The 20,829-nt window shown below is 57.8% G+C and carries 16 protein-coding genes; 11 read left to right on the plus strand and 5 right to left on the minus strand.

All coding sequences use genetic code 11. The features are described from left to right. The first annotated feature begins 46 nt into the window (after positions 1–46). The 6 genes from ABDK75_RS09335 (at position 47) to ABDK75_RS09360 (ending at position 7,487) form a co-directional block, all read left to right on the plus strand. Positions 47–676, plus strand: a complete 630-nt coding sequence (locus tag ABDK75_RS09335) for a thioredoxin domain-containing protein (RefSeq protein ID WP_086634075.1) — start codon at positions 47–49, stop codon at positions 674–676. Then, entirely contained in the window at positions 677–1,315 is a 639-nt protein-coding gene (locus tag ABDK75_RS09340) for a thioredoxin domain-containing protein (protein WP_346005668.1), read from the plus strand. A 28-nt stretch (positions 1,316–1,343) separates the two neighbouring features. Further along, positions 1,344–5,867, plus strand: coding sequence for an AAA family ATPase (locus tag ABDK75_RS09345; protein WP_346005669.1), 4,524 nt, complete (start codon positions 1,344–1,346; stop codon positions 5,865–5,867). 113 nt (positions 5,868–5,980) lie between these two features. Further along, positions 5,981–6,667, plus strand: a complete 687-nt coding sequence (locus tag ABDK75_RS09350; protein ID WP_046899576.1) for a metallophosphoesterase — start codon at positions 5,981–5,983, stop codon at positions 6,665–6,667. After that, complete coding sequence (locus ABDK75_RS09355) at positions 6,657–6,971, plus strand: chorismate mutase (RefSeq protein WP_046899577.1); 315 nt, start codon at positions 6,657–6,659, stop codon at positions 6,969–6,971. Before ABDK75_RS09350 ends, ABDK75_RS09355 begins: the two co-directional genes overlap by 11 nt. After that, the gene (locus ABDK75_RS09360; RefSeq protein ID WP_339405319.1) at positions 6,972–7,487 is read left to right on the plus strand and encodes a histidine phosphatase family protein; all 516 of its coding nucleotides are present in this window, start codon (positions 6,972–6,974) and stop codon (positions 7,485–7,487) included. A gap of 18 nt (positions 7,488–7,505) precedes the next feature. Here the strand turns inward: ABDK75_RS09360 and ABDK75_RS09365 are convergent, their stop codons facing one another. Then, positions 7,506–9,251 carry a Hint domain-containing protein gene (locus tag ABDK75_RS09365; RefSeq protein ID WP_346005672.1) on the minus strand — a complete coding sequence of 582 codons (1,746 nt, stop codon included), beginning with the start codon at positions 9,249–9,251 and terminating at the stop codon, positions 7,506–7,508. A gap of 264 nt (positions 9,252–9,515) precedes the next feature. Between ABDK75_RS09365 and ABDK75_RS09370 the strand changes: the two genes are divergently transcribed. Continuing rightward, positions 9,516–10,817, plus strand: a complete 1,302-nt coding sequence (locus ABDK75_RS09370; RefSeq protein WP_211496451.1) for a citrate synthase — start codon at positions 9,516–9,518, stop codon at positions 10,815–10,817. Positions 10,818–10,842: 25 nt separating this feature from the next. Here the strand turns inward: ABDK75_RS09370 and ABDK75_RS09375 are convergent, their stop codons facing one another. Next, positions 10,843–11,079 carry a hypothetical protein gene (locus ABDK75_RS09375; protein WP_046899580.1) on the minus strand — a complete coding sequence of 79 codons (237 nt, stop codon included), beginning with the start codon at positions 11,077–11,079 and terminating at the stop codon, positions 10,843–10,845. A gap of 174 nt (positions 11,080–11,253) precedes the next feature. Between ABDK75_RS09375 and ABDK75_RS09380 the strand changes: the two genes are divergently transcribed. Together ABDK75_RS09380 and murI are read left to right on the plus strand one after the other, a co-directional pair. After that, a complete protein-coding gene (locus ABDK75_RS09380; protein ID WP_016737749.1) occupies positions 11,254–12,000 on the plus strand; it encodes an orotate phosphoribosyltransferase in 747 nt (248 codons plus the stop codon). Between the two features lie 5 nt (positions 12,001–12,005). Next, the gene (murI, locus tag ABDK75_RS09385; RefSeq protein WP_346005673.1) at positions 12,006–12,842 is read left to right on the plus strand and encodes a glutamate racemase; all 837 of its coding nucleotides are present in this window, start codon (positions 12,006–12,008) and stop codon (positions 12,840–12,842) included. 49 nt (positions 12,843–12,891) lie between these two features. On the opposite strand, the gene ABDK75_RS09390 is transcribed toward murI, so the two are convergent. Next, positions 12,892–13,947 (minus strand): polyprenyl synthetase family protein, encoded by a 1,056-nt coding sequence (locus ABDK75_RS09390; RefSeq protein WP_346005675.1) that lies wholly within the window; start codon positions 13,945–13,947, stop codon positions 12,892–12,894. Between the two features lie 147 nt (positions 13,948–14,094). On the opposite strand from ABDK75_RS09390, the gene ABDK75_RS09395 reads away from it, so the two are divergent. After that, positions 14,095–14,934, plus strand: coding sequence for an SAM-dependent methyltransferase (locus tag ABDK75_RS09395; protein WP_346005676.1), 840 nt, complete (start codon positions 14,095–14,097; stop codon positions 14,932–14,934). An 18-nt stretch (positions 14,935–14,952) separates the two neighbouring features. Here ABDK75_RS09395 and ABDK75_RS09400 read toward each other — a convergent pair whose 3' ends face one another. Next, entirely contained in the window at positions 14,953–15,978 is a 1,026-nt protein-coding gene (locus ABDK75_RS09400; RefSeq protein ID WP_046899852.1) for a ribonucleotide-diphosphate reductase subunit beta, read from the minus strand. Positions 15,979–16,244: 266 nt separating this feature from the next. Between ABDK75_RS09400 and ABDK75_RS09405 the strand changes: the two genes are divergently transcribed. After that, positions 16,245–18,815: a hypothetical protein gene (locus ABDK75_RS09405; protein WP_346005677.1), complete on the plus strand. Its 2,571-nt coding sequence runs from the start codon at positions 16,245–16,247 to the stop codon at positions 18,813–18,815. A 66-nt stretch (positions 18,816–18,881) separates the two neighbouring features. Here the strand turns inward: ABDK75_RS09405 and ABDK75_RS09410 are convergent, their stop codons facing one another. Then, a complete protein-coding gene (locus ABDK75_RS09410; RefSeq protein WP_232309134.1) occupies positions 18,882–20,735 on the minus strand; it encodes a ribonucleoside-diphosphate reductase subunit alpha in 1,854 nt (617 codons plus the stop codon). Positions 20,736–20,829 lie beyond the last annotated feature (94 nt).

The following is a 20,829-nucleotide window of genomic DNA, read 5'->3' on the forward strand; positions in this document are numbered from 1 at the left end:
ATCAGCGTTGTGAGTAGGACATCTTGTCCGTAGTGGAGCCTTGTCCATGACCCTTGGCCGTCGTGCATTTCTCGTTGCCGGGCCTGCCCTTGCGGCAGTTGCGTCATTTTCTTCTGCGCATGCAGAAGAAAATGGACTTCCCTCGACTGATCCCCGGATGGGTCCGCGCGTTCTGGGATCGCCAGATGCCAAGGTTCAGGTCGATGAGTGGTTTTCGCTCACCTGTTCTCACTGTGCTCACTTCGCACAGACCATCTTTCCCCAGATCAAGACCAACCTGATCGATACCGGAAAAATCCGGTATCGCTATCATGACTTCCCCTTGGATCAGGTCGCGCTTCTGGCCGCCATGCTAGCCCGGTCTCTTCCTGCAGATCGCTACGCCCCTTTTGTGGACGATCTCCTGCGGACACAGGATCAGTGGGCATTTGCTCAAAACATCGATCCCATACAGGAACTGAAGAAGCGCGCTGTCCTTGCTGGCATCTCAGCGGCTGAATTCGACAAGATCAATGCCGACAATGCCCTGCGTGAAGCCATTGTGAACCGTCAGGACCGCGATGGTGCTTTCCTTCAGATCCAGGGTACTCCTTATTTCCGCATCAATGACGTTCCGGCTCCGGATGTCGTCTCCAGCTATGATGCGTTCGCCAAAGCAGTTGCAAAGGCTTCCTGAATGACCCGTCCCATGATTTCCCGCCGTTTCATCCTGTCCGCAGCACCAGCGCTGGCTGTTGCTGGTACGGTAGCCCGTGCAGCAGATGCGCCGCCTGCCCTGCCTGCCAATGACCCGCGCATGGGACCGCGCATCATTGGCAATCCGAATGCCAAGGTGCTGGTGCAGGAATGGTTTTCCCTGACCTGCACGCATTGCGCCCATTTCGGAACGGAAGAATTCCCGAAGATCAAGGAACAGCTCATTGATACCGGTAAGATCCGCTATCAGTTCCATGATTTCTGCGGAGACCGCGTCGGCCTGACCGCCGCCATGGTAGCCCGTTCCCTGCCGGAAGACCGTTACGTGCCTTTCATTGGCGCGTTGCTTTCCAGCCAGATGCAGTGGGCCTTCGCTTCGGGTGGCGACCCGATGCAGCGGCTTCAGCAGATGTCGGCTCTGGCAGGCGTCTCTGCCGCGCAGTTCAAGAGCATCAGCGAAGACACGGCGTTCATGCAGGCCATGTTCAATCAGGTGCAGAAGGATGCGGACACCTATAGCATCCAGGGCACGCCGTATTTCCGCTTCAACAACACGCACTACGATCAGGACCCGGAAACCTACGAGAAGTTTGCCGATCTGGTTTCCAAGGCGTCCTGACCTCTTTCAGGGCGTTTCATAAACACCGATGTCAACTCACACCACGACGATCAGCCGCCTGACGATCGGCGGCTTCAAAAGCTTCGCCGATGAGGTACGCGTTGACATCCTTCCGGGCCTGACGGGCATTATCGGCCCGAATGGCTGTGGCAAATCCAATGTTGTCGAAGGCCTGCGCTGGGCCATGGGTGAGACGTCCGCCCGCGCCCTTCGGGGTGGCGAGCTGGACGATCTGATCTTTGCAGGAACAGGCGCACGTTCCGCCCGGAACATCGCTCAGGTCACGCTCCATCTGACCGGCGCGAAGGGTCTTGCCCCTGCTCCGTTTCAGGATGCTGAAGACCTCGAAATCACGCGTCGTGCAGAGCGTGGCTCCGGCAGCGAATACCGTATCAATGGCCGCGTCATGCGTGCGCGTGACGTACAGACGCTTTTTGCTGATCTGGCGTCCGGTGCGCGCAGTTCCGCCATCGTCAGCCAGAACCGTGTTGGCCAGCTTATCGCGGCCAAGCCGGAAGAGCGTCGCCTTCTGCTGGAAGAAGCCGCTGGCATCACCGGCCTTCATGCCCGCCGTCATGACGCGGAACTGAAACTCCGCCAGACCGAGACCAACCTCTCCCGTGCGGAAGATCTGCGCCTTCAGATTGAAGAGCGGCTCGGCAGTCTCGAAGAACAGACCGTTCAGGCGCGGAAATATCGTGAGCTCTCCGAGAAGCTACGTGAGGCCGAGGTTCAGCTTCATGCACTTCTTCATGCTCGCGCCAATCTCGCCGTGCAACGCAGCAAAGATGATCTGGCCAAAGCCCGAGAGGCCCTCTGCAAAGCCGAGCAGGAAGCCGAACATGCGACCATTGCGGAGTTCGAAGCCCGCAAGGCCACCCCACAGGCCAGAGAAGAAACAGACCGTCTTCGCAGCGCTCTTGAACGACTAAAAGTCCAGTCCGAAACGGCACGAGTGGACGTCACACGTGCGCGGGAAGCAGAGGCCGAAGCACTGGCGCGCTTCCAACAGGCGGAAGCGGATTTTACCCGAAGCACGGAACGGCTCTCGCAAGATCGAGCCGCCCAGGCGGCCGCTCTTGCAGATCTGGAAGCGCAGGAAAAGGAACACGCCCAGCTTCCTGAACAGCGCGCTCAAGCCACCGAAGAGCAGAACCGGCTCGCAGCACTTGAGCGAACTCAGGCAGCGTCTCTGGAAGAAGCGGTCCGTCTGCGAGACGCAGAAGCAATCCGTCGCGATGGGCTGAAAAGCGCTCTGGATGCTCTGACAACGCGGCTTGATGTTGAAACAGGCGCTCTTCAGGCACTTGAAGCAGAACTGACCGCGCTGGAGAAAAATCGGCCTAACGATGATGCTCTGGAGAGCCTGCGCCAACAGGTCGATGTCGCCATCAGTGAGGCTGAAGACGCCAGACAGATCGAAGCTGCTGCTCTCGCCACGCTTCAGGATGCGCGTCTGGCAATGGAATTGCAGGGCCGTACACTCGAAGACGGACGGCAACGCCTGACTGTTCTGGAAAAAACCGAGGCGGATCTGAATCGCCGCCTTCAGGCTACGACAGACCGCCTGACTCAGGACCACACCGCTCATGCCCTGACGGCCACCGCTCTACTGACGGATGCACAGCGCGCCGAGCTTCAGGCTCAGCGGGAAAAGACCCTGCAGGCATTGGAAGATATTTCCGCTCGGGAACGCGCAGCGCGGCAGGCTCTGGATGAGGCCAATGCGGCATGGCTTGAAGCCCGCGCGAAGGCTGAGGAAGGCGTTCAGCGCCATAAGGGTCTTCTGCGTGCGAAAGACAACGCCCAGCAGGTCGCCAGTCAGGCAGCGCAACGCGCAGAAACGACTCTTCGGGAGCGGGATACCGCCGCGAAAGCTCTCGTACCGGACACTGACGTAGCAGCCCTTAGAGCAGCTGTTACGGATCTGGAAACGAGACTGAATGCTCTTCAGAACGCTCTTTCCGAGGCCGAAAAAGCTCTTTTTTCCGCGTCCAAAGCGGAGAGCTCTACCCGTGAGGTCCTGACCCGCACAGAAAGCACGATCCTGCGCCTTCGTTCGGAATGTGAAGGGCTGGAACAGACACTTGCAGCCGTCGCCGCGCAGCCAGACCCGTTGGAAGACAGACTTGATATTCCGGCGGATCTGGCACGGGCCGTCGCTGCGGCATTGGCGGATGGGCTCGATGCCTCGCTCGCGCCCACGACCGTCGCAGCCGACCGTCGATGGCTTGCTCTCACAGCACTAGTAAGCCCACAGATTGACTCCTGCCCGCCCCTCTCGTCTCTGGTTGCGGCGCCAGACGCCGTTAAACGTTGTCTGGACGCCGTTTTCCTGTTGGATGATCCCGGTAGAGGTGCCGCTCTTCAAACACATCTCCAGCCCGGTCAGGCGCTTGTCTGCCGGAATGGTGCTCTGTGGAGATGGGACGGTTTCATTCGCTCGGGAGACGCGCCTGATGCCGGAGCCGCCCGTCTGGAGCAGAGACAACGTCTGACACAGGCCCGCGCCCTTCTCGCTGAGCAGGAAAACGGGCTTCCGGCCGCACAGAGCGCTTTCCAAGAAGCCCAGCGCACTCGCGTCGAAACGGAACAGACCTTGCAACGTCTTCGGTCGGAACGTTCGGGGCTGGAGCCTGAACTGAGCAAGGCCCGCACGCAGCTCTCGTCACGCGAACAGCAGGCTGCGCTGGCCAAAGGTCGATGGGACGAAGCAGAACGTCGTTTATCAGACGCAGAAGCCGCTGCGAAAAGCGCACGCTCGGACGCTGACAAAGCAGCGGCCGATTATGACGCTCATCCTTCTCCGGCAGCTCTGACGGACACGGCTGAACAGGCGGCTCAGGTCGTGGAGGAGGCTCGAACAGCTCTCACAGCATTGACGCGGGATCTCCAGACAGCCCGGACAGAGGCCGAACAGGCTGATCGTACTTTGGACCAGGCTGTTCTGCGTCATGAGACGGCACAGACACGCCTTCAGGAACTGGAAGAGGCCCTGAAAAGGCTGGAGCGGGACATTGATGCTCTTCAGACAGAACTTGAAGTTACAAGAACCGCCACAGACCGGCCGGATCTTCTGGATCTGGAGCGCCGTGACGCGGTCGCCCGTCAACAGCATCAGGACGCCCGGCAGAAGCTTGAAACCGCGAGCAAGACCACGGGCGACCTCCGACAGAAGGCAGATCGCCTTTCTGCCGAATTGCAAACCCTGGACCAGTCCGCCACGGCAGCCCTCGCCCGGCGCACGGCACTTGCTCCACGTGCGGCGGAGCTCAAAGCGCTCGTCGACAAGCTCACAAAGGACCATCAGGCACAGGACGCTGCCATTGCAGAGCGTCCAGACCCGGCGCTTCTGGAACAAAACGTACTAGGTGGCACCGCGGAACTGCAAGAAACCCGGAAGGCGCTTCAGGCGGTTCAGGAGAGCCTGTCTCGTCTTGCGCTGGAAGATATGCGCCTGAACGGGAGTATCGCGGCGCTCAGAGGACGGCTATCCGACCTTGAGGGACAGATTTCTCTGGCCGCTCAATCCCATGCGGAACTGGAAGAACGCCGGAACACGCTCGAAAACGCTTGGAACAAAGCAGCCCATAGTCCGGTTCGCCTCGAAGCTGCCTTAAAGCAGCAGGATCTGGATCTCGATAAGACTCAAGCGGCTTACGATGAAGCCCGCGCCAAAGACGAAGCCACCGATCAGGCTGGTCAGGCTGCGCAGGAACGTCGCCGAGAAGCTGATCTGGCCCTGTCCTCCGCACGCGAAGCCATTGCCCGCCATACGGAACGCGCCGAACAGGCCGTGGCAGCGCGTGAGCGTCTGTTGACGGAAAGCGACCCGCCAGAAGGGGGCGTTTATCCCTCTGATCTGTCCGAGCAGGCTGAAACGTCCACCCGCCGTCGGCTTTCCCGCCTCACCCGGGAACGGGATGATCTGGGCGCCGTCAATCTGCGGGCCGAGACAGAATATCAGGACGCAAAGCAGACCGCCGAGACCATCGCCCGAGAGCATGAAGAACTCACGGCCGCCATCAACCGGCTACGTGGCGGCATCGGAACCATCAACCGTGAAGGGCGCGAAAGGCTTCTGGCCGTCTTCACGGAAGTGGACCGGCATTTTCAGTCGCTGTTCTCACGAATGTTCGGAGGCGGTCGCGCACATCTGGGTATGGTCGGCAGTGATGATCCACTGGAGGCCGGCCTGGAAATCTTTGCCCAGCCGCCGGGGAAAAAGCTCTCTACCCTGTCCCTGCTCTCTGGTGGCGAGCAGGCTTTGACGGCCCTTTCTCTTATATTCGCGACGTTCCGCTGTAACCCTGCGCCAATCTGTGTGCTCGATGAAGTGGATGCTCCGCTCGATGACGCCAATGTGGAACGCTTCTGTTCCCTGTTGACCGATATGACTAAGGAAGCAGGCACGCGCTTCCTTGTCGTGACCCATCATCAGCTCACCATGGCGCATATGGACAGGCTTTATGGTGTTACGATGCAGGAACGTGGTGTAAGCCGGGTATTGTCGGTTGATCTGGGGCGTGCTGCCGCTCTTGTCGAAGGCTGAAGTCTTTTTTCTTCAATCGAAAATTGACGTTAAGGCGTTGAAGCCTTTTGATAGACAAAACGCCTTGAAAGACCGAACCCATTTTCGTCGAACCACCTCTCCCCGCCCCAATCATGACGCGAATCCGTGAACACGGTCTTCGTGTGGTGGGAGACGTGCACGGTGATCTCAACGCTTTCCGTCACGCGACAGCGACGGAACGTTTTATCATCCAGCTCGGGGATCTGGTGGATCATGGGCCGGACAGCGCAGGTGTGATGGAGCTCATGCTTGACCTGCTTGAAACCCAGCGCGGCCTCTTCATTCTTGGCAATCACGATCGGAAGCTCGGTCGTGCCCTGGAAGGGCGGCGTCTGCGCCGAGACCCACCCCTTGAAGAAACGCTGCGCCAATTTGCGCTTCCCGAGTACGAAGGGCTTCAGCAGCGCACTTATGACGCCATTGCGGCGGCCCCGACATGGCTCCAGCTTGGCCGCGCGCTGTTCGTACACGGCGGCTTCCATACAGCGATGCTCTCAGAACCCGCAGTCCCGGGTCTGGGCGAAATGTCCGCGCCCCTGTCCCGCGCCCTTTTTGGCGAAACCACCGGCCGCATGCAGCCGGACGGATATCCCGAACGCCGACTGACCTGGATCAACCGCATTCCGGACGGAATGACGGTCTATGTCGGCCATGACCGCCGCTCGACTGACGGACGCCCCTGGCGCCGGACGGGGCGTCTTGGCGGCACGGCTGTCTTCACGGATCTGGGCGCAGGAAAAGGCGGCCACCTTGCATGGATCGATATCAATGACTTCTGACAGCTCTTCCGCCCTCGCAGAACTTGAGCGCCTGCGTGCCAGCATCGACAATATCGACGCCGCCCTGATTCATATGCTGGCAGAGCGGTTCCGCTGCACCAAGGCTGTTGGCGAACTCAAGGCGCGTTCCAGCCTGCCCGCCGCAGACCCTAATCGGGAAGCCCGGCAAATCGAACGCCTGCGCCAGTTGGCACGAGACGCGCATCTGGACCCCGATTTTGCTGAAAAATTTCTCGCATTTGTCATTCGTGAGGTCATTCGCCACCACGAAGCCATCGCTGCCCAAGCCAACGGTACCCACTGAATGACCGAACGCCTGCTCCTCATCCTGCGGCATGCTGAAGCAGGCCCGCACCTTTATTCAGGATCGGGTGATATTGAGCGGCCACTGACACCAATGGGCCATCAACAGGCGGCCAGAATTGGTGCCCAGCTTGCAAAGCTGGAGTTACCAGGGCCTGTTCACGTGCTTTGCAGCCCTGCACGCCGAACACGGGAAACGGCAGAGGGCGTGCTCTCTGCTCTTCTAACCGCGGCTGTTCCACAGCTTGAGAGCAACCTCTATGGGGCTGGCCTCGACACGCTTTATGGCTTCATTCACGCCACACCAGCAGATATCCGGACGCTACTCCTGATTGGGCACAACCCGGCCATAGGAACACTGGCTCACGACCTTGCTGGGCCGGCTCTCCAAAGCGATACTTTTGCGGCTCTGAGACATGGTTACGCGCCGGCAACCCTAACTGTCTTTCAGACACAGGAAGACTGGATGAATATCCGGCCTTCCACTGTCAGAGCCAGTCAGGTTCTTACCCCCTGACTGGCGTACCCGACTCGCTCAGGCGCAAAGAAGACTGATGCGTTTTTCAGCGGCCTGAAGTTTTACATAGGGGCCAGCTTCAAGAATTTCGATCTCCAGAACACCCGCGTCAGTGGCCGAGCGTGCCCCGAGTTCGAGATGAGCATTGCCATTCGTCCAACGTATTCCTGACGGATCTGCTGGATACCATCCCTCAGCATCTGCGGGCTGGCGCGCCATAAGTTCTTGCATTCCATCTCCATCCCAAAGACGGATCGTGCGCGTCAAAACGCCGAGCATCCGGCGGTCATCCAGATAGGGACCAACCGAATCACACAGCCGAGACGCGCGTGACACCAGACGAACCGTGCGCGCACCCGTCGGAAGTGAAAAGAGGAGCCTTCCTCCGACCTGACGCATAGGAGCAATATGTTGCCCCGAACGTGTTTCAAGATGGAGATCATGTACCCACGTGGTCTCAGATTCAGACGCCACGTTCAGGCCAAGCTGTTCAGAGCGCTGAGCCAAACGAGCATGAACAGGCTCTACGACCAACCGATCCGTCACCAGTGGTGCAGAAGCGTCGTGCTCCCAGCTTTTTGCAACAGTCGAGAAGTGAGCAATGCTTCCTGGCTGAGCAAAGCTGTTGCGATTTCCTGTGTCGAGATAGCTCTCTGTCGTCAGACCGTTCGCCACAATCACATCATGGTTGGCTGTCTCGACATGGTAGTAGTCATAGGACGTGATGTCAGTTGCGTAGGCAATGCTGCTGCCATTCACGAGCATACGCACAGGAATGAAAACACCATTGAGATAAAGGCAATGCTCTGGCGTCAACAGCAGATCCGTATGAGGAACGCGCTCAGACACGGCCCCTTTGCAGATGCGGACCGGATAGCCAGCTTCATCCAGATGCGGCCCTTTACGAACCTGTGCTTTCTTGCGTCCTACCCAATTCAGACGTTCAACCTGCTCGGTGCCGTCCCGGATGACCACAACTTCGTCCCCGGCACGCAGATCTTCAACAACGACCTCACCACTCGGTGTCTGGATAAGGCTTCCTCCAAGAAAGCAGACCGGGCCTAGCGAAGCGATTGTTGAACCGTCATCATCTTTCGTCAGGGTCACGCCATTGCTGCTGTAATCGCCCTGCATCCGCGTGGAATAAACGACATTTCCACCAGAAGTCACGTTCAGATAATAAGCGCCTCCACTACTGACAAAGGTCGCTGTTTCCCCGTCCGAATAGCTGAGCCCATCAAGGTCAATCCGCCCGCCTGACGACAGGATCGTCTCGGTCAGGATGCCCCCGCTTTGCAGCGTCAGGACAGCGCCCGACGAAATAACGGTCGTATCTGCAACCGCTCCGGATGCAACGTAGAACGACGCTCCACTGCGAACTTCAGCATGGTCAACAATCGAGCCAGACAGAGCCGAGAGGGTAGCGCCGGGGTTCAGCTGTGTGTGGGTCAACTTCCCGCCCGAAGACGTAACCTGCATTCCCCCGCTGCTGACGGCTACATTATAGGCATGACCGCCGTTCGTAACAGCCTGGAGTCCCCCGGACAAAACAGTCGCGTTGTAGGAAGTACCCGCGGATCCGACTGTCAGGGTTCCACCATTGCTGATGGTCAGAAAACGATCTTCCCCTTCGTTAGAAACAGCACCACCGCTCACAACGGTCACTCTTTGAATAGAGCCACCATTTTCAACGGTCAGAATGTTACCCTCTCCGCTGACGGTACCCCCGGAGACTGCCTGACCTGAAGAAACTATCTGAGACATGAAGATCCTGTTTTGACGGAAAAAGAAATCGTAGGTTTTCTAAACCTGACGATGTGAAGAGCGCGGGTTGTAGCCGAAACGCATTCAAAAACACAATTTTATTAACAAAAACTTTAAGACGCGCAGTTTCACGGCGGTTTTTAGGTTTTTCCGCTTTTTTTTGAGGCCATCGACGGCCTGACAGATGGTGTCTCTGGACAGGGAAAACCCCTACACCCTAGACTTTAGTCCTTTCCGTCACTCTGCCAGACAGGCGCCTGTTCCATGCACGATCCAAAGTCCGAAACTGCTACCCTTCATGCTGGCGGCGCTTCCATGCAGGCGCCCCTCCTGAAAGGCACCATGGGGCCGGACGTCGCAGACCTGCGTGGAATCCAACAGAATCTGGGTATTTTTTCCTTTGATCCGGGCCTGACGGGAACGGCAACCTGCACCAGCAAGATCACATTCATTGATGGCGATGCAGGAACGCTTCTTCACCGCGGCTATCCCATTGAAGACCTCGCCCTGAATGCAAGCTTCACGGAAACAGCCTACCTGCTGCTTTACGGAGAACTGCCGACCACTCCGCAGTATCAGGCGTTTCAAGCTGACATGAACACCCACCGGCTGCTCAACGAGCAGATCCGCAATTTTTTCAACGGTTTCCGCCGTGATGCCCACCCGATGGCCATTCTATGCGGGACTGTTGGTGCGCTGTCCGCATTTTATCATGATGGTCTGGATATTTCACAGGCAGAAGACCGGGATCTCTCTGCCCGAAGGCTGATTGCCAAAGTGCCGACCATTGCTGCCTGGGCTTACAAATATTCCATCGGAGAGCCTTTCATCTATCCAGATGAAGAGATGTCGTTCTCCGAGAATTTCCTGCACATGCTTTTTGCCCGCCCGGGCAATCACTACCGGGTCAATCCGGTTCTGGCGCGCGCCATGGACCGTATCCTGCTCCTGCACGCCGATCATGAGCAGAACGCATCGACCACGACCGTTCGACTTGTTGGTTCTACCGGCGCGAACCCTTACGCCTGCATCTCGGCCGGTATTGCTGCGCTTTGGGGACCGGCTCATGGGGGAGCCAATGAAGCAGCATTGAACATGCTTCAGTCTATCGGAACACGTGAGGGCATCCCTGCTTTCCTGGAGCAGGTTAAAGATAAAAATTCCAGCGTTCGTCTGATGGGCTTTGGCCATCGCGTCTACAAGAATTTTGATCCTCGCGCGAAAATCCTACAGGCAACGTGCCATGAAGTGATTTCCGAGCTTGGCCTGGAGCGCGATCCTCTGCTCGACCTGGCTAAGGAACTGGAAAGAGTGGCCACAGAAGACGATTATTTTGTCAGCCGTAAGCTCTATCCGAATGTGGATTTCTACTCAGGTCTCATCCTGAAAGCTCTCGGGATTCCGACAAGCATGTTCACTGTTCTCTTCGCGGTTGCGCGGACAGTGGGGTGGGTCAGCCAATGGAAAGAAATGATTGAAGATCCGGCCGGGCGGATTACGCGCCCTCGCCAGCTTTATGTAGGGGAAACAAAGCGGGAGTTTGTTTCCATGAGTGACCGGGGCTGAAAGGCCCCCCGTCATACGGGCTGGATTAGCAATCGCAGCCCGGAGTCTGGCCATCAGCCTTGCGGACAACGTGATGGTCGATCCATTCCGCAACAAGGCGGCGTGCTTCCGTGATGGAAGATTCAGGATGATGGATGCGGTAAAGCGTCGTGCATGCAGCAAAGGCCTGCATGTCCGGCTGACCGACCTCACGCAGTTCCTGATAGGCTGTGACAACGGCACGTTCGCATTTCCGGCCGATCCGGCTGGTTTCGATGCTCACTTTTGATCCTGCTTCAGAAGAGGAAAAACGGTCTTACTCCTTAGGGGGCAAGGCCTGACTGCGCAAGCATAGATTGGGTCTCCCTATAACAGCAACAAGTGCGTACGAATTTGGCACTACCCTTTGTGTCTTGTGGCCGGTAAACCACAGAAAACGACGTCAGTGGAGAGCAGCATGACACAACATGGAGAGAGCCCGATCGCGGGTCGCACCCAGTGGGACCGGGACGCAGCCCTGACCACCGCCCGCATCCTTCTGGAGATCAAGGCAGTCAACTTCCGTCCGGAAGAGCCTTACACCCTGACGTCAGGCTGGAAGTCCCCGGTCTATATCGACTGCCGCAAGATCATCTTCTTCCCCCGCGCCCGGACCAAGATCATGGAACTGGCCGTCGAGAAGATCGGCCGCCACATCGGCTATGAGAGCATTGATGCGGTTGTCGGCGGCGAGACAGCAGGTATTCCGTTCGCTGCGTGGATTGCAGACCGCATGATGACGCCGATGGCGTATGTCCGCAAAAAGCCGAAGGGCTTTGGCCGTAATGCGCAGATCGAAGGTGATGTGCCCGATGGCATGCGCACACTGCTGGTCGAAGACCTGACGACGGATGGCGCATCCAAGATCCGATTCGCCAATGCCCTGCGCGATGCAGGCGCCATCGTGAATCACACCTTCGTCGTGTTCTTTTATGGCGTGTTCCCCGGCGCCCACAAAACGCTGGCAGACATGGACATCTCCCTGCACGCGCTGTGCACCTGGTGGGATGTGCTCGAAGCCTGTGCAGGCGGCGATTATTTCTCTGAAAAGGACAGTGCCGAGGTTCGTCGCTTCCTTGAAGATCCCTGTGGCTGGTCCCGCAAGCACGGTGGTGTTGGCAGCGCCGAAGAAGCGCTGGCGCTCAAGGCCAAAGCAGAAGGCTGACGCCCGTGGGCTCTCCTGCCCTTTTGTCCCGATGCCTTGTTTTTGACTCGGGCATCGGAGGGATGGGTGTCGTTCAGGCTCTGCGCGACATCCTCCCCGCCCTCACGATCGACTATCTGGCTGACACCGCGCTGTTTCCATATGGGGAACAACCTGATGACCGCTTGACCGGCCGCATCGTCAGCCTGCTCGAAGCAGCCTGCCGTGACGTCCAGCCAGATGTTCTGGTGATTGCCTGCAATACGGCGAGCACTATTGCACTGCCAGCACTCCGGGAACGTCTCTCCATCCCCGTTGTCGGATGCGTCCCCCCTATCCGCTGGGCTGGGCGTGTTTCCACAACACGGACCGTTGGCCTGCTGTCCACGTCCGCAACAGCCCGGCGCCCCTATGTGCTGGAACTACATCAAGAGTTTGCCTCGGATTGTCGTCTCATCACCCATGGTGCACGCGGACTGGCTGATCTGGCTGAACGCGCCTTTCTGGGCGATGCCATTCCGGATGCAGACGTCGAACGCGAACTGACGTGCCTGTTCGAACAGCCTCATGGCGAGGATATCGATACCGTCGGGCTTGGCTGCACACATTACACGTTTCTGATGCCAGCTTTTCAGCGCCTTGCACGCCCAAACCTGAACTGGCTCGACCCGGCACCAGCCGTCGCGCGACAGGTTCGCACTGTTCTTGAGACCCTCGCCCCAATCGCAACAGACAACGCTGCAGCACCGCCCCGGCTTTTCATGACAAGCGCACCATTCAATGCGCCACGTCTGGAAGCCGCCGTCAGCCGTTTAGGTTTTTCGGAATGGTCTCTTTTCAGCCCGCTTCCACTGACGGCCTGAGAACAAAGTCTGCATCAGCCCTGAAAGGACTGACGCAGAACAGGTTTTTTTAGCGCGCCCGGTTCACCGTGAACTGAACCGTCTCGATTAGAAGGCGACGCAATTCGCTATCCGGGAAAATGGACAGGGCTTCAACAGCCGCATCTGCATAGACCTGCGCCCGGGCGATCGTCGTATTGATCGCACCGGTTTTCGCAATCAGGTTCAGAGCGTGAGGCAGATCTTCCTCAGTCTGCTCACCTTCCCCGATAACGCGCTCCCAGAACACACGCTCGTCCGGTGATCCGGCTTCATAGGCGGCCAAGACCGGCAGAGTGATCTTGCCTTCCCGCATGTCATCGCCAACGGTCTTGCCCAGAACCTGCTGGTCCGCGGCATAATCGAGGGCGTCATCAACAAGCTGGAACGCCATACCCAGATTGGTGCCAAACTGCTCCAGAGCATCCTCTTCGGCATCGGGACGCTCGGCCACAACAGCACCGACGCGGCAGGCCGCCGCAAATAGCGCAGCCGTCTTGCCGTGAATGACTTCGAGATACCGCTCAACAGGCGTCGTGAGATCGTTCTGCACAACCATCTGAAGGACTTCGCCTTCAGCAATCGTTGCAGACGCATCTGACAGGATCGCCATGACCTTCAGGGAGCCGTCTGCCGTCATAAGCTGGAACGAACGGGCGAACAGGAAGTCCCCCACCAGAACGGACGCCTTGTTGCCGAACACGGCATTGGCCGAAGCCAGACCGCGACGCAGCGTGCTCTCGTCCACCACATCATCATGCAGCAGAGTTGCGGTGTGAATGAACTCCACGCAGGCTGCGAGCCCGACATGACGCTGATGATCAGGGCCTGGCTGATAACCACACAGCCGTGCTGAAGCGAGCGTCAGAAGGGGACGAAGGCGCTTGCCGCCAGCAGCCACCAGGTGAGCGCCAAGCTGCGGGATCAGGGGGACAGGGCTCTCCATCCGCGCGATAATGGCGCGGTTGCAAGCCAGCATGTCCTCTTCGAGATAGGCTGACAGCGCTGACAGTGCGCTTTCGCCACCTGTACCCTGAACCACAGCTTTATCAACGGTCACGGCAGCATCCGGTGCGGCAGAATCCAAGGGTCTTTACTCCAGTTCCTGCACACTATCCCAGGACTGCCCAGGACCGTGCAGGCACGATATGATGTGGCGTATCCCTGCTCGTTCTTCCTGTCTGGAAAAGCGACCAGGCCATATTAACGCCGGACGACAGGTTGGAATGACCATATGAGCGGCAGCAGGAAGGTGGTCAACCCATTGCAGCCCCCTAAGGCCCATCTGAAGAGCACTTCCCCCCTTTCTGAAAACGAAAGGGACGGAACATTGCTCAACGGACGACTCCACTACCGACAATTTCGGAAGGGCTATCGCACGGGGCTTGAGCCCGTCCTGATGGCGGCAGCGGTCCCTGCACGAGCCGGAGAGACTGTTCTGGAGGCAGGGTGCGGTGCAGGCGCAGGCTTGCTATGCCTTGCAGCACGTGTTGCTGGCGTGAGCGGTATTGGGCTTGAAGCAGATGCGGACACAGTGAAACTGGCAGCTCACAATTTCCTGAACAACCCGTTTCCAGACTCGCGAACATCGCTTTCGGCTCTTCAGGCCGTGCTCCCGGCGATCCCATCATCTTTGCGAGCTCTGGCTCCGACAGCCAATGGTCGCTTCCATCACGTGATGGCCAATCCTCCTTGGCACAGCGCGCATGGTACGCCCTCCCCCGACGAACGACGGCGGCTGGCCCTCAGCGCAGAAGACACCGACCCACAGGCGTGGATCCGCAGCCTTACCCGCTGGGTTCTGCCCGGTGGTACACTGACGTTTATCGTATCCGCAGCAATCACGGACAGAGCCTGCCAGACGCTTTTGGAAAACGGGGGCGGTTCACTCCAGCTCTACCCCTTCTGGCCCAAACAGGGGCGGGAAGCGAAGCTGGTGTTGATCCAGGCCATCCACGGCGGCAAAGGCATCTTTCGCCTGCGTCCGGGACTCATTTTGCATGAAGAGGATGGCCGCTTTACCGATGCGGCCGAACGGGTTCTGCGACGGGGAGAGAGCCTGCCCGAAAGCTGACTCCTCCCTATCCCCAAATTATTCGAAGACGCTGCCTTCGAAGGCTTCTTCCCAGGTGCCGGACGTAGAGGCACGGGAGTATTCCGTGGAACGGTTTTCGAAGAAGTTGGCGTGCTCAACAGCGTTCAGCATGTCATCAATCCACGGGAGCGGATTTTCTTCCTCACCATAAACCGGATCAAGACCAAGCTGCGTCAGACGACGATCCGCAATGAAGCGGATGTAACGCTTGACGTCTTCCGAGGACATTCCCTCAACCGGGCCCATTTCAAAGGCCAGATCAATGAACGCGTCTTCATGCTCAACGGTCGTGCGGCAGATTTCCTTCAATTCTTCACGGAAATCTTCCGTCCACAGTTCCGGATTCTCACGAATGAACGTGCGGAACAGACGGATCATGGACAGGCAGTGCAGCGTTTCATCACGCACGGACCAAGAGACAATCTGCCCCATGCCCTTGAGCTTGTTGAAGCGCGGGAAGTTCAGCAGGATCGCGAACGATGCGAAAAGCTGAAGCCCTTCCATGAAGGCACCGAAGGCCGCCATGGTCTTTGCGATCTCACGCTTGTTGTCGATGTTAAACGACTGCATGAAATCGTATTTATCCTTCATCTCCTTGTACTTCAGGAAGGCCGAATACTCTGTTTCTGGCATCCCGATGGTGTCGAGAAGATGGGAATAGGCCGCAATGTGGATCGTCTCGATGTTCGAGAACGATGACAGCATCATCAGCACTTCAGTCGGCTTGAAGACCTGGCTGTAATATTTCATGTACGCGGAATTCACTTCCACGTCGGCCTGCGTGAAGAAGCGGAAGATCTGCGTCACGAGATGCTGCTCGGCTTCCGTCAACGTACGATGCCAATCCTTCACGTCATCAGCCAGCGGCACTTCTTCCGGGAGCCAGTGAACGCGCTGCTGGGTTAGCCAGGCGTCATAGGCCCACGGGTAGCGAAACGGTTTGTACACCGGGTTCGCAGTCATCAGGTCATAATGCTGCTCGGTCGCTGGCGTTTCGCCAGCATTCGGGGTCGTGTTGCTCATGACCTTACTTTCCTCAAAGACACGTTCTTCCTGTGGCCGCGTTTCATCCGATCCGGACAAGACAGACACGCGAAAATTCGTGTTTTTCAATACCTTAGTCCGACTGAAGACCATCGCAGGGGCGCAGCGACGCACAACCCAGGTCATTCAGAATCATTCTGAGGCAGATCATAACGTCCGACGCTGCATCAGTCGACAATCCATTCGCTTGTGGGACGAAAACACGGGGGTTATGCAATCAACACAACCCTCCACCTGGAGCTTCCATGCCCCCGAAAACGCGTCGCTTCTGGCCTCGCTCTCACCTTCTCGCGCTGATCTTCCTGCCAATCTGCATCTATCTGCCGGAATGGCTCGGATTACGCTCCAGCGACCCAATGATGACGACGTCACTGATGGTGCAGAACTCCGCCAGTGCCGCGAAGGGACTGATACCGGGACATCCAGGCTGGATCGACGGTTGCGCAGGCGTTTTCGTAGAAGCCCTCGGCCGACTTGTGGCGCACGACTGGGTACATGGGGTCATTCCCTGGTGGAATCCCTACAGCGGTGTCGGCATGCCTTTGGCAGGCGAATACCAGCCTGCCGCATTTTTTCTACCATTCGTGCTGTTTCTGGGGCTGCCGAATGGTCTCCTGATGATGAAGTGCACTCTGCAAATCATCGCGGGCCTGTCCACATATGCATTTTTGAAACAGCTGCGCCTCGATCCGCGCGCCGCGCTGATCGGTGGCCTGCTTTATGCTTTCAACGGCACCTATGCATGGGCGTCGGACGGCCCGTCTGAACCCCTCGCCTTTCTGCCTCTCGCTCTCTATGGCGTGGAACGTGCCCGAACCGGGAACTGGGGCTGGCTTGCTCTAAGCCTGACCTATCTCCTGTTGGCAGGCTTTCCCGAAACTGCCTTTCTTTTAGGACTGATCGCGCTCGGGCTTGCAGTTCTACGCTTTTTCCAGACTGCTCCTGGCAGCAGATCCCGCTTTGCCCTTCACATCTGCCTTGGGGGCCTCACCGCAGGTTTGATTGCCGCCCCACAACTCCTCGCTTTTCTGACATTCCTACCCCATGCTGACATCGGCGTTCACGGCGGCATCAATGATGAGACCCTGCCGCATCAGGCATGGTCGATGCTGCTATTCCCCTACATCAACGGCCCCATATTCTACGGCTCCGAATTGGATGCATGGTATGCCCTAGGAGGCTATTGCGGGCTTACTCTTCCGTTTCTGGCTTTATGCGCTATCGGGGGCAACAACGAGCGAGGGCTGCGCTTCCTGCTGCTCGGCATTTTCCTGGCTGTCGTGGGAAAACAGGCAGGTGTTCCGGGGCTCACTCAACTCGTCGATCTGGTGCCAGGACTTGGGCACACCGTATTCTTTCGCCTTTGCGAACCCATGGTGGAAAGCTGTCTGATTCTTCTTGCAGCCTTCGCCCTGGATGACATGTTCCGTGGTGTGTGGCGCCGCAGAGCAATCATCCTGTCTGCTTGTTTGATGAGCGCCCTGATTGTCACGACCTATGGTCTGGATCATCAGTTCCTGACTAAACTTCGCTCGGTTTCCGAAGGACCAGTTTCCTCCCAAATTTATGCGGTGGGATCGCTGATTTTTGGCAGCCTCTGCTTGGCTGTTGTGGTTTTTCTTGCAGTGAGCAGGAAACATCCGAAAATTATTGGAACGGTTCTCTTTTGTGAGACCCTTTTATTGTTCGGATTTCCTCTTCTAAGCGCCTATCCGGAACAACCCCATCCAGACCAACGCCTGATTACAGCACTACAGGGTGAAACCGGACTCCAGCGCTTCGTGACCATTGGCCCGATTGAGCCAAATTATGGTGCTTATCTGCGGATCGCCTCTATCAATCACAACGCCATTCCCACGCCGAAAGCATGGATCGAGCGCCTGAAACAGGACTTCGGCTCAAAAGTCGACGCCGTAACCTTTAATGGCTCCTATCCTTTTGCTGAAAATGGGGATGCCTTTCTGGAAGCCTCTTTAGCCCGGCATCCTGATCTATTTGCCAAACTCGGCGTATCAGCCCTGCTGGTTCCTCCGGGACATGGCATGCCAAGCATCGCGCCATATCCTCTAGAAAACCGCCAGCTAAACGGTTTCCCACTGACGCCAGGTACCTCAGAAGTCACAATCGATATTTCATCATGGGAAAAGCCGGTCAGCCGCTTGGCAACGCTGCAATTGGGCACTTACGCCGGAAACTCGAACGGAATTCTGATTCTGTCCATTTGTTCCGACACGCAATGCGCAACGGGTCAGACACGACTGAAAGAGGCAACAGACAACGGTCTGACGTCGATCGAACTGGATAAAATCATTCCTGCCGATGCCCATACCCTGACGTTAAGCCTTAAAGAGGCCACCACAGACGTTATGATCTGGTCCACCGTGAAGGATCATGTGGCTTGGCCGCGCATCCGCTTTGAGACAGAGGCTGTACGCGAAGCCATGATGCCCATCCTGCACACGGGAACAGGAGATCTCATCCGACTGAAGAACGCTGCCCCCTATTTTGAGACTGAAGCAGCCTGCACCCTTACTCTGAAAGACCGGGAGACGCTTGCCGCAAACTGCCCGGCGCCGACTTATCTTATCCGTCGCGAAGTGGTGCTGCCTGGATGGACGGCCGAGGTGAATGGCACTGCCATCGTCCCGGAAGTGTGGGACGGGTTATTTGAACGTATCCCGCTTCCTGCAGGACCAACCCGGATCCACTTTCATTTTGCACCTCCCGGCGCAACATTCGGATGGATCGCTACAGCACTGGGGCTCATCCTGCTCTGGTTGGGTTTCCGTCGTGTTAGAGCGCCTGATACGCCGTGAGAGCAAAAAAAGCCCGGCTCCCCAAATGAGGAGCCGGGCTTTTCAAACCGATAGTCCCAACCTGCCTTACTGACAGGCGAGGCACTCGTCGTAATCGCCACTGCTCATTTTGCCACGCGGAGCAGCCTGCACGGTAGCTTCGTACTTCTCGTCGTCCAGAATGTCACTCTTCACGGCCAGCGTGGAGACCGCATCGGCACGCTGCACCGACAGGGAACGGCAATAATACAGAGACTTCAGGCCTTTCTTCCAGGCCTGGAAGTGGATCTGATGCAGGTCGCGCTTATGCACATCCGCCGGCAGGAAGAGGTTGACCGACTGTGCCTGACAGATGAACGGCGCACGGTCGGCGGCATGTTCAACAACCCAGCGCTGATCCAGCTCAAAGGCCGTCTTGAAGACGTCTTTCTCATCCTGCGTCAGGAAGTCCAGATGCTGAACGGAGCCTTTGCTCAGGGTGATGTCAGACCACACCTTGTCCGTGTTCTGGCCGCGCTCTTCAAGGATCGTGGTCAGATGGCGGTTACGGACCGAGAAGGAACCAGACAGGGTCTTCTGAAGGAAGACGTTGGCACTGATCGGCTCGATGCCGGGGCTGGCATTACCCGTGATGATGGAAATGGACGCCGTCGGAGCAATCGCCAGCTTGTGCGAGAAACGCTCCATAAAGCCGTATTCTTCGGCATCCGGGCAAGGACCACGCAGTTCCGCCAGCTTCTTTGAAGCCGCATCGGCCTGAGCGCGGATGTGCTGGAAGATCTTTTTGTTCCAGACCTTCGCCATCACGCTCTCGAACGGGATCATCCGGGCCTGAAGGAAGGAATGGTACCCCATCACGCCAAGACCGACAGAGCGTTCCCGTGCAGCGGCGTACTTGGCACGCGCCATGTCGTCCGGGGCACGGTCAATGAAATCCTGCAGAACGTTATCGAGGAACAGCATGACGTCCTCGATGAACTGCGGATCGTCTTTCCACTCGTCCCAGGTTTCCAGGTTCAGGGAAGACAGGCAGCAGACAGCCGTCCGGTTCTTGCCATGATGATCGATCCCGGTTGGCAGCGTGATCTCGGCGCAGAGATTGGAGGTCTTGACCTCAAGACCGGCCAGCTTGTGATGCTCGGGACGGGCGCGGTTCACATGATCCGAATAGATGACGTACGGCTCGCCCTGCTCCATACGGGCCGTCAGGATGCGGATCCACAGCCCGCGAGCAGACACCTTGCGGATGATGCTGTGATCCTTCGGGGATAGCAGCGGCCATTCCTCGTCCGCTTCAACAGCGCGCATGAAGGCGTCTGTGATCAGAACGCCATGATGCAGGTTCAGGGCCTTACGGTTTGGGTCACCACCCGTCGGGCGGCGCATTTCCGTGAATTCTTCAATTTCAGGATGCCAGACCGGCAGATACACAGCCGCAGACCCACGACGCAGGGACCCCTGCGAGATGGCGAGTGTCAGGCTGTCCATCACACGGATGAACGGAATGACGCCGGACGTCTTGCCGTTACGACCGATGTTCTCGCCAATCGAGCGCAGATTGCCCCAATAAGACCCGATGCCGCCGCCCTTGGATGCCAGCCAGACGTTTTCGTTCCAGAGGCCGACGATACCTTCCAGGCTATCTTCGGCTTCGTTCAGGAAGCAGGAAATCGGCAGACCGCGGGACGTTCCACCGTTAGACAGAATCGGTGTAGCTGGCATGAACCAGTGGCGCGAAATGTAATCATAAATACGCTGGGCATGGCCCTGATCCGCCCCGTAATAGGACGCAACACGCGCAAACAGATCCTGATAATGCTCGCCCGGCAGAAGGTAGCGGTTGTTTAGTGTTGCCTTGCCAAAATCCGTCAGAAGCGAATCACGTGAACGATCCACACGAACGGCATGATGACCCGGAAGCTGCACAACATCATCGAACATGTCCGGCGTTTCTTCCCCCTCCCCAACAGCACGCTCGCCAACAGGGTGGTCAACAGGCGGAAGCACGTCATGCGGGCGGTCGGCCGTATGTGGC

This window comes from Gluconobacter sp. OJA, assembly GCF_039638325.1.
GTDB lineage: Bacteria > Pseudomonadota > Alphaproteobacteria > Acetobacterales > Acetobacteraceae > Gluconobacter > Gluconobacter cerinus.

Bases quoted from the DNA above. Each gene is read 5' to 3' on its own strand.
- ABDK75_RS09335 (WP_086634075.1), top strand. From the start codon at position 47: ATGACCCTTGGCCGTCGTGCATTTCTCGTTGCCGGGCCTGCCCTTGCG.
- ABDK75_RS09340 (WP_346005668.1), top strand. From the start codon at position 677: ATGACCCGTCCCATGATTTCCCGCCGTTTCATCCTGTCCGCAGCACCA.
- ABDK75_RS09345 (WP_346005669.1), top strand. From the start codon at position 1,344: ATGTCAACTCACACCACGACGATCAGCCGCCTGACGATCGGCGGCTTC.
- ABDK75_RS09350 (WP_046899576.1), top strand. From the start codon at position 5,981: ATGACGCGAATCCGTGAACACGGTCTTCGTGTGGTGGGAGACGTGCAC.
- ABDK75_RS09355 (WP_046899577.1), top strand. From the start codon at position 6,657: ATGACTTCTGACAGCTCTTCCGCCCTCGCAGAACTTGAGCGCCTGCGT.
- ABDK75_RS09360 (WP_339405319.1), top strand. From the start codon at position 6,972: ATGACCGAACGCCTGCTCCTCATCCTGCGGCATGCTGAAGCAGGCCCG.
- ABDK75_RS09365 (WP_346005672.1), bottom strand. From the start codon at position 9,251: ATGTCTCAGATAGTTTCTTCAGGTCAGGCAGTCTCCGGGGGTACCGTC.
- ABDK75_RS09370 (WP_211496451.1), top strand. From the start codon at position 9,516: ATGCACGATCCAAAGTCCGAAACTGCTACCCTTCATGCTGGCGGCGCT.
- ABDK75_RS09380 (WP_016737749.1), top strand. From the start codon at position 11,254: ATGACACAACATGGAGAGAGCCCGATCGCGGGTCGCACCCAGTGGGAC.
- ABDK75_RS09395 (WP_346005676.1), top strand. From the start codon at position 14,095: ATGAGCGGCAGCAGGAAGGTGGTCAACCCATTGCAGCCCCCTAAGGCC.
- ABDK75_RS09400 (WP_046899852.1), bottom strand. From the start codon at position 15,978: ATGAGCAACACGACCCCGAATGCTGGCGAAACGCCAGCGACCGAGCAG.
- ABDK75_RS09405 (WP_346005677.1), top strand. From the start codon at position 16,245: ATGCCCCCGAAAACGCGTCGCTTCTGGCCTCGCTCTCACCTTCTCGCG.
- ABDK75_RS09410 (WP_232309134.1), bottom strand. From the start codon at position 20,735: ATGTTCGATGATGTTGTGCAGCTTCCGGGTCATCATGCCGTTCGTGTG.